The 7,031-nt window shown below is 71.6% G+C and carries 7 protein-coding genes and 1 pseudogene; 1 reads left to right on the top strand and 7 read right to left on the bottom strand.

Annotated elements, in window-relative coordinates; genetic code table 11:
* The 3 genes and pseudogenes from QOL99_RS13670 to ftsE form a co-directional block, all read right to left on the bottom strand.
* Nucleotides 1–988: pseudogene (locus QOL99_RS13670) on the bottom strand (peptidase M23); the annotation flags it as partial.
* 154 nt (nt 989–1,142) lie between these two features.
* On the bottom strand, nt 1,143–2,006 hold the full coding sequence (locus QOL99_RS13665) for a cell division protein FtsX (protein WP_285524621.1): 864 nt from the start codon (nt 2,004–2,006) through the stop codon (nt 1,143–1,145).
* Nucleotides 2,007–2,130: 124 nt separating this feature from the next.
* Nucleotides 2,131–2,814, bottom strand: a complete 684-nt coding sequence (gene ftsE / locus QOL99_RS13660; RefSeq protein ID WP_285524620.1) for a cell division ATP-binding protein FtsE — start codon at nt 2,812–2,814, stop codon at nt 2,131–2,133.
* Between the two features lie 165 nt (nt 2,815–2,979).
* Between ftsE and QOL99_RS13655 the strand changes: the two genes are divergently transcribed.
* Complete coding sequence (locus QOL99_RS13655; RefSeq protein ID WP_285524618.1) at nt 2,980–4,296, top strand: S41 family peptidase; 1,317 nt, start codon at nt 2,980–2,982, stop codon at nt 4,294–4,296.
* 221 nt (nt 4,297–4,517) lie between these two features.
* Here QOL99_RS13655 and QOL99_RS13650 read toward each other — a convergent pair whose 3' ends face one another.
* Genes QOL99_RS13650 through QOL99_RS13635 form a run of 4 tightly spaced genes read right to left on the bottom strand, consistent with a single transcriptional unit; the run spans nt 4,518 to nt 6,822 of the window.
* Nucleotides 4,518–5,129, bottom strand: a complete 612-nt coding sequence (locus tag QOL99_RS13650; protein ID WP_285524617.1) for a hypothetical protein — start codon at nt 5,127–5,129, stop codon at nt 4,518–4,520.
* A 10-nt stretch (nt 5,130–5,139) separates the two neighbouring features.
* Nucleotides 5,140–5,697 carry a GNAT family N-acetyltransferase gene (locus QOL99_RS13645; RefSeq protein ID WP_407650188.1) on the bottom strand — a complete coding sequence of 186 codons (558 nt, stop codon included), beginning with the start codon at nt 5,695–5,697 and terminating at the stop codon, nt 5,140–5,142.
* 23 nt (nt 5,698–5,720) lie between these two features.
* The gene (locus QOL99_RS13640) at nt 5,721–6,284 is read right to left on the bottom strand and encodes a GNAT family N-acetyltransferase (RefSeq protein WP_285524615.1); all 564 of its coding nucleotides are present in this window, start codon (nt 6,282–6,284) and stop codon (nt 5,721–5,723) included.
* Nucleotides 6,250–6,822, bottom strand: coding sequence for a GNAT family N-acetyltransferase (locus tag QOL99_RS13635; RefSeq protein WP_285524614.1), 573 nt, complete (start codon nt 6,820–6,822; stop codon nt 6,250–6,252). Before QOL99_RS13635 ends, QOL99_RS13640 begins: the two co-directional genes overlap by 35 nt.
* Nucleotides 6,823–7,031 lie beyond the last annotated feature (209 nt).

Genomic DNA, 7,031 nt, shown 5'->3' with positions numbered 1-7,031 from the left:
CCTCGGCCCTGGCCCTGGCTCTCGCCTCGGCCTCCGCCCTGGCCTTCGCTTCTGCCTCGGCGCGTTCGCGGGCCAGCCGGGCCTGCCGTTCCTGCTCGGCGCGGATGCGGGCCAGACGCTCGGCTTCCACCCTCGCCCGCTCGCGCTCTGCCCGGATGCGGCGCAGCTCGGCCTCGCGGCGGCGGCGTTCTTCCTCCAGCTTCCGCAGGCGTTCGGCCTCCAGCCGGGCCTTTTCCTTGACCACTGCGCCGACCAGCTGGTCGATGGTGCGGGCGGTTTCGGCCTGCTGGGCGCGGGTGCGGGCGGCGAGGGTACGCTGGCCCTGCTCGTCGCGGCGCAGCTCGGCCAGCAGGCGGCCCGTCTCGGCGCGGCTGCCCCGCAGTTCTTCCAGCCGGGCCAGTTGCCGGGCCTGCAACCCTTCGAGCGTGGCTTTCTGGACGGCCTGCCGCTCGCGCTGCGTCTCCAGCGTGCGGACCTCACCGCGCAGGGTCTCCAGCACCGCGACGTGCTGCTCGCCCGAGAGGTTGGCGTAGCGCAGCCGGATCAGCAGGTCAGAGAGGCTGCCCGACTGCGACAGCAGCCGCAGGTACTGCCCGCTGCGCTCGCGGTAGAGGGCGTCCAGCAGCTCGCGCAGGTCGGCCTGCAGGCGGGTCACGCGGGCCTGGGTTACCTTGCCCGCCGCTGTCGTCTCGGCCAGCTCGCGCTCGGCCCCCTGCACCTGCCGGGCGAGGGCCGCCACCTCGTTTTCCAGCTCGGCGATCCGCGTGCTCAGGGTCTCCAGCCGCCCCAGCGTCTCGCGGCCCTGCGCGGACAGGCGGGCGATGTTGCCCCGCAATTCCGCCAGCTCGCGGCCCTGCTCGGCACCCAGCCGCCGCTGCTGCGAGAGTTCGCGCTGAAGCTGCTGCAAGCGCTCGCTGGTCTCCTGCGCCTCGGCCAGCAGCGCCGCCGACAGCAGGACGAGGACCGGCCAGCGCGGGTTTCTTCTCATACGGATTCCGATTGAAGGGTGCCCTGAACACCCGGAAATCCGACCGGATTTGCAAAGCTGCGCAGCAGAGGGAGAAGGAAAGGAACGCGTTCCGGTCGTGAAGTGGGCAAGCCGGTGCTGTCCCGACTTGTACACGAAACAAACGGAATGCGTATCACTCCAGCTCCCGCAGATACCGCTGGGTGGCAAAGAGGCTCCCGGCAAGCCCGGTCAGGATGCCTAGCATCGCCACCGCGCCCAGCAGCGGCAGCAGCGTGCCCTGGTCGCGCACGACCGGGAAGACGGGCGCGAACGCGGCCACCCGCTCGGCCAGCGCGAGGTAGCCGGGCGCCAGCACCGCGAGCGCGAGCGCCGAGGACAGGGTGCCCAGCAGCACACCCTCGATCACGTGCGGGGTGCGGATAAAGCCGCGCGTGGCCCCCAGCAACCGCATCACGCTGATCTCCCGGCGGCGGGCGTACATGGCGACCCGCACGGCGTTGAGGATGCTCAGCAGGGTGCCCGCGAACAGCAGCGCCACCAGTCCGTAGCCCGCCGCCCGCACGGTGGTCAGCGTCCGCACCGCCTGGTCCACGTACCCGGCCCCGTATTCCACGTCCTCGACGCCAGGCAGCCTCTCCACCGCCTGGGCCACCGGGCGCGAGTCCTCCACCCGGCCCACCCGCACCCGCAGCGTGTCGGGAAAGGGGTTGCCGACGAGTTTCGCGGCCTCGGCGGTGGAGGGATAGTCGCGGGTCATCTCCGCCAGCACGGCCTCGCTGGGCACCAGTTGGGCCTCGCGCACGCCGGGAAGGGCCTCGACCTGTCTCAGCAGCGCCGCCCCGTCCGCCTCGCCTTCCAGAAAGGCCGCCACCTCGACCTGCGACTCCAGGCCCTCCAGCGTGCGGTTGACGTTCAGCGTGAGCAGCAGCACCCCGCCCAGCATCAGCAGCGTCAGCGTCATGGTGGTCAGCGTGCCCAGCGTGGCGGTGAGGTTGCCGCGCATGGCGAGCAGGGCCTGACGGAAGTGGTAGGTCACCGGACCCTCCAGAGGGGGGGAAAGAGTGGCCTGTCCCCTTCTTCTGGCCTTGGGGTGCCCGGCCCGGTCACCCCCACCCGATCTCCCCCCTGAAGGGGGAGGGGCAGAACTGCGCCAGCACCGCTCACAACGCGTATCCCCCGGCCGCGTCGTCGCGCACCAGCCGCCCCTGGCGCAGGGTCAGGGTGCGGTGGCGGAAGGTCTCCACGAGGTCGCGGGCGTGGGTGGCGAGGACCACCGTGGTGCCGCGCAGGTTGACGTGTTGCAGCACCCGCAGCACCTCGCGGGCGTGGTCGGGGTCGAGGTTGCCGGTGGGTTCGTCGGCCAGCAGCAGCGGCGGGTCGGCGACGATGGCGCGGGCGATGGCGACCCGCTGCTGCTCGCCCTGCGAGAGCTGCACCGGGCGGGCGTCGGCGCGGCCCTCCAGCCCCACCGTCCGCAGCGCCGTGCCCACGCGGGCAGGCCACTCGCGGCCTGGAACGCCGGTCACCTGCAGGGTAAAGGCCACGTTGTCGTAGGCGCTGAGGTGCTCGAGCAGCAGGTTGTCCTGAAAGACGGTCCCGATGCGGCGGCGCAGCAGCGCGGTGCGGCGGCCCCGGTAGCGCGAGAGCGGTTCCCCGGCGACCTGCACCTCGCCCCGGCTGGGCAGCGCCCGCTTGAGCACCAGATTCATGAAGCTGCTCTTGCCTGCGCCGGAGTGCCCCACGAGGTACACGAATTCGCCCTTGTGAATCCGGACATTGAGGTCGTCGAGGGCCAGTGCCCCGCTCGCCGGGTACGCGAGACTCACGTTGCGAAAGACGATCACGCGCCGGGGCCTCCGGGGACGCGGCCACGGGAAAAGGAAGACAGGCTGGTCATGCTCGCGGCCCAGCATAGCCCAGCCTCCGGCCGGGCGCAGAGCAGCGGCGGGAAGCGGCAGTGGGTGAGGTCGCCCTCAAATCCCCTTCACCCGGCGCACTATCCTGCGCGGGTGAACCGGAAACGCATGATGCTGGTGGCGGGGTCCCTCGCCGCGACCGCCGCCGTCGGCTACGCGCAGCTCGGCGGCTACACCCAGGCCGACCTCACCCGCTCGGAGACGGGCCGGGCCTTCCTCCAGGTACTGGGCGAACTTCAGCGCTCGTACCTCTACCCCATTGACCAGGAAAAGGTGCTGCGCGGCGCGATCAACGGGGCGCTCGGCAGCCTCGACGACGAGTTCACCTACTACTCCGAACCCGCCGACACCGCCATCGACACCCAGAACCTTCAGGGCGAGTTCGGCGGCATCGGCGTGACCCTGACCGCTGCCAACCCCGACGGCACGGGCGGCAAGATCGAGAATGTGTACAAGGGTCAGGCCGCTGCCGATAACGGCGTGCAGATCGGGGACGTGTTCGTCAAGATTGGGGACACCGACGTGATGACCGCCAAGCTCAACGAGATCGTGCGGCTGGTGCGCGGTCCCGTGAACAGCACCGTCAACGTGACTTTTGCCCGCAACGGCAAGCCCTACACGGTCAAGATGGAGCGCCGCAAGGTCACCATCGTGGATGTGGAGCAGACCATCCTGCCCGGCAATATCGGCTACATCGCCCTGAACACCTTCTACAACGAGAAGGTCAGTGACCAGTTCCGCGCGGCGGTCGCCTCCATGAAGCAAAAGGGCGTGCAGAAGCTGATTCTGGACATGCGCAACAACGGCGGCGGCCTGCTCAACGCGGGCGTGGACGTGGCTGACCAGTTCCTGGGATCGGGCACCATCGTGAGCCTGAAGGACCGCACGGGCCGTGCCCAGGTCTATGGCCGCGCCAGCAACCGACCGACCGATTACACGGGCAAGCTCGTCGTACTGGTGAACAAGAACAGCGCCAGCGCGAGCGAGGTCGTGGCGGGCGCCCTGCAGGACCTGAAGCGGGCGACCGTGATCGGGGAGCAGACCTTCGGTAAGGGCGTCGCGCAGATTCCGGTGAACACCGTGGACGGCGGCAAGGTCGCCATCGTGAACAGCGCGTGGCTGACGCCCTCGGGCCGCGAGATCCACAAGAAGGGCATCACGCCCGACGTGGCCGTGGCCGACACCCTGAACGCCACCCCCTTCAACTTCAGCGGCAGCGGCCTGACCCCGAACGCCAGGGTCACCCTGACCGTCGAGGGCAAGCCCGTGACCGTCACCGCCGACAAGGAGGGCAAGTTCACCTACACCGCCGAGGTCAAGCGCCCGGTGCGCTCCGCCGTGCAGGGCGAGGCGACCGTGGACCTCGCCGGGGACGCGATCCTGCGGCGGGCGGTGGAGACGCTGAAGTAAGTCGTCCGCACGACCGGGAGGCCTCGGCTTCGGCTGGGGCTTTTTTGTCGCTGGCTGGCGGCTGGCCGCTGGAAGCTGGCCGCCCCTCATACGGATTCCGTCCAATTCCTTTCCTTCCGGGACACCACCGGAAGGAAATCCCTCTCCCGGAACCCGCCCTTTCTCCTCCTCGCCTCCGCTCGGATGGAATCACTTCGTCAACGATTCCATCGGAGTCCGTATCAGTCCCAGTCCCACTCCCGCCAGTCGCTGGGTTTCGCCTCGCGGCTGGGGGGCTTCTTCTCCTGGGGGGCCGGGTACCAGGGATAGGTGGCGGCGAGGGCCATGTGCAGCCGCTCCAGCAGGCGGGCGCGGAGTTCGGCTTCCTCGCGGGGGGTGACCTTGCCGATCTCGTTCATCAGGCGCGAGAGGGTGGCCTCCAGCCCCGGCAGGTACGGCTCGCGGGCCTTGCGGACCGAGCCCTTGCGCAGCGGCTCGGGGTGGACGACGGGCCGGTAGCCTCCGGCGGCGGCGTCCAGCAGGGCGGCCCGTTTCGCGGCCCTTTCCTCGCGGGCGCGTTCGGCGCGGGCGCGGGCGTCGGCGGCGCGGGCCTGACCGACCAGAAAGGGCTCCTGGCGCTCGGCGTCCAGCACCCGTTCCTCGCGGTAGAGCTTGACGGGCGGGAGGCGGCGGCGGCCCATCTTCAGGCCGTTGGGGCGGGTCAGGTCGTGTTCGCCCAGGAACTTGCGAATCAGGCCCGGCGTCCAGCCGCGTTCCTTGAGGTCCTGGGTCGCCAGGAAACCGGGCGGCGTCAGGGGTGCCTCGCGGGTGGGGCGGGGCTGTTTCCTGGTCATGGCCGGGGACTCATGGCTGGGGCAGCCCGCGCCACTCGCCCCGCAGCAGGTCCAGCTGCACGCTGTCGTGGCGCACGCCCTCCCACAGCCGCGCCTGCCGCACGCGGGCGCACTCGCGAAAGCCGAGCCGGGCACCCAGGCGCAGCATGCGGTGGTTGCCGCCCCAGGTGGTCACGGTCAGCACGTGCGCGTCGGTCCAGTCCAGGGTGTCCTGCACCCACAGGGCCAGGGCCCGGGTGCCCACGCCGCCCCCCCAGTACGCCGGGTCGTAGATCAGGATGCCGAGGTCCCACCAGCCGCCCCCCTGCGGCTCCTCCTCGGAGCGGTTGACCATGCCCACCACCACGCCGTCCACGTCGATGACCTGTTCGTCGGCGTCGGGGGAGGAGGCCGCGAGAGACTCGGCATACGCCCGCATCGTGCGGGTGGTGCTCGCCGCCGGGAAGTAGGGCGCGTCCCAGCGCCGCCACTCGGCCCCCGGGTCGGTGAGCCAGCGGGTCAGGGTGGGCAGGTCGGCTGCTCGGCGGTCGCGCAGCGTGACCAGGCGGGAAGCCGGGGCAGGGGTCACGGCGCGGAGTATAGGGTCGGGGGTCATCCGGCGTCCGGGTGCCGGGCCAGGCGCGTGTAGGCGTGCCCCGCGAGGTCCTGCCGCCCCACCGGCACGAAGCCGCTGCGGGCGTAGAGCCGCGCCGCCGGATTGCCGTCCTCGACCAGCAGGGTCAGCGGGAGGCCGAGGAACCGTGCCCGTTCCGCGCAGGCTCCGAGCAACGCCGTGCCCACCCCCCGCCCCCGCGCCTCGGCGACCGTGGCGAGGGTGTCGAGGTACAGCTCGCCCGCCCGCGCCTCGGTGGGAATGGCGGGGTCCAGCCCCAGCAGGCGGCGGTGCTCGCGGAAGGGGTGGTCGAGGGCCTCGGCGAACTCGCCGGGATACAGCACGGCGACCCCCAGGGGACGGCCCCCGCCCTCCGCGATCAGCGCGTGCGTGAAGCTCAGGCGGTTGCCCCGGCCCACGAAGAACTCCGCGATGACGTGCGCGGCGTCCTCGTCGTTCGTGGTGCCTGTCAGGTGCTGGCCCACCCGCCGGGTGGCCTCCTGAATCAGCGGGGCGGCAAAGGCCGCGTCAAAGGTCTGGGCCGGGCGAATGGACACGTTCATGCCTTCCAGTCTCCCACCCCCGCCGCCGCCCCAGCCGCACGCTGTCCCAGCGCCGCCCCGCCCACACCCGCGCCTCCGGCACCCGCCCGCACTCGCGGTAGCCCACCCGCGCGGCGGCCCGGATCATGCGCTCGTTGCCGCCCCAGGTGGTTAGCGTGAGGACATGCGCGTCCGTCTCGCGGAAGGTCGCGTCCGTCCACAGGTCCAGCGCCCGCGTTCCCAGCCCGCCGCCCCAGTGGGCCGGGTCGTAGAGCAGCACGCCGAGGTCCCACCAGCCGCCGCCCGCCGGGGCCTCCTCCATGCGGGTCACCATGCCGATGCACTCGCCATCCAGCGCGATGACCCGGCGGTGGGGCGAGGGCGGTTCGGCCTGCGCCCGTTCGCTGAACTCGGCCAGCGACAGGGGAGAGGCGGGACGGGCAGAGTGGAAGTAAGGCGCGTCCCACCGTTTCCACTCCGGGTCCGGCTCGGCGTGCAGCCAGCGGTGGAGGGTGGGGAAGTCGGCAGGCTGACGCTCGCGCAGGGTGAGGGTGAACATTCGCCCCAGCCTGACAGCCTGCGTCCGGGCGGGCATCGGCCGGATGGCCGGGAGCCTTACCCGCAGCGGAAGGGAATCGGGATCGGTCCGATGCAGCACACCCCGCGCGTCTCCACACTCGACCCCAGCGCGAGGGGCGAGCCGCCGTGGAGGGCGTTGTGGGCCGCCCGGCACGCGCCGAAGCGGGCGGCGATGCGGGCGCGGCCCCG

Origin of the sequence: Deinococcus rhizophilus (assembly GCF_030271215.1) — a bacterium.
GTDB lineage: Bacteria > Deinococcota > Deinococci > Deinococcales > Deinococcaceae > Deinococcus > Deinococcus rhizophilus.
This window is presented reverse-complemented; position numbering and strand designations above follow the sequence as displayed.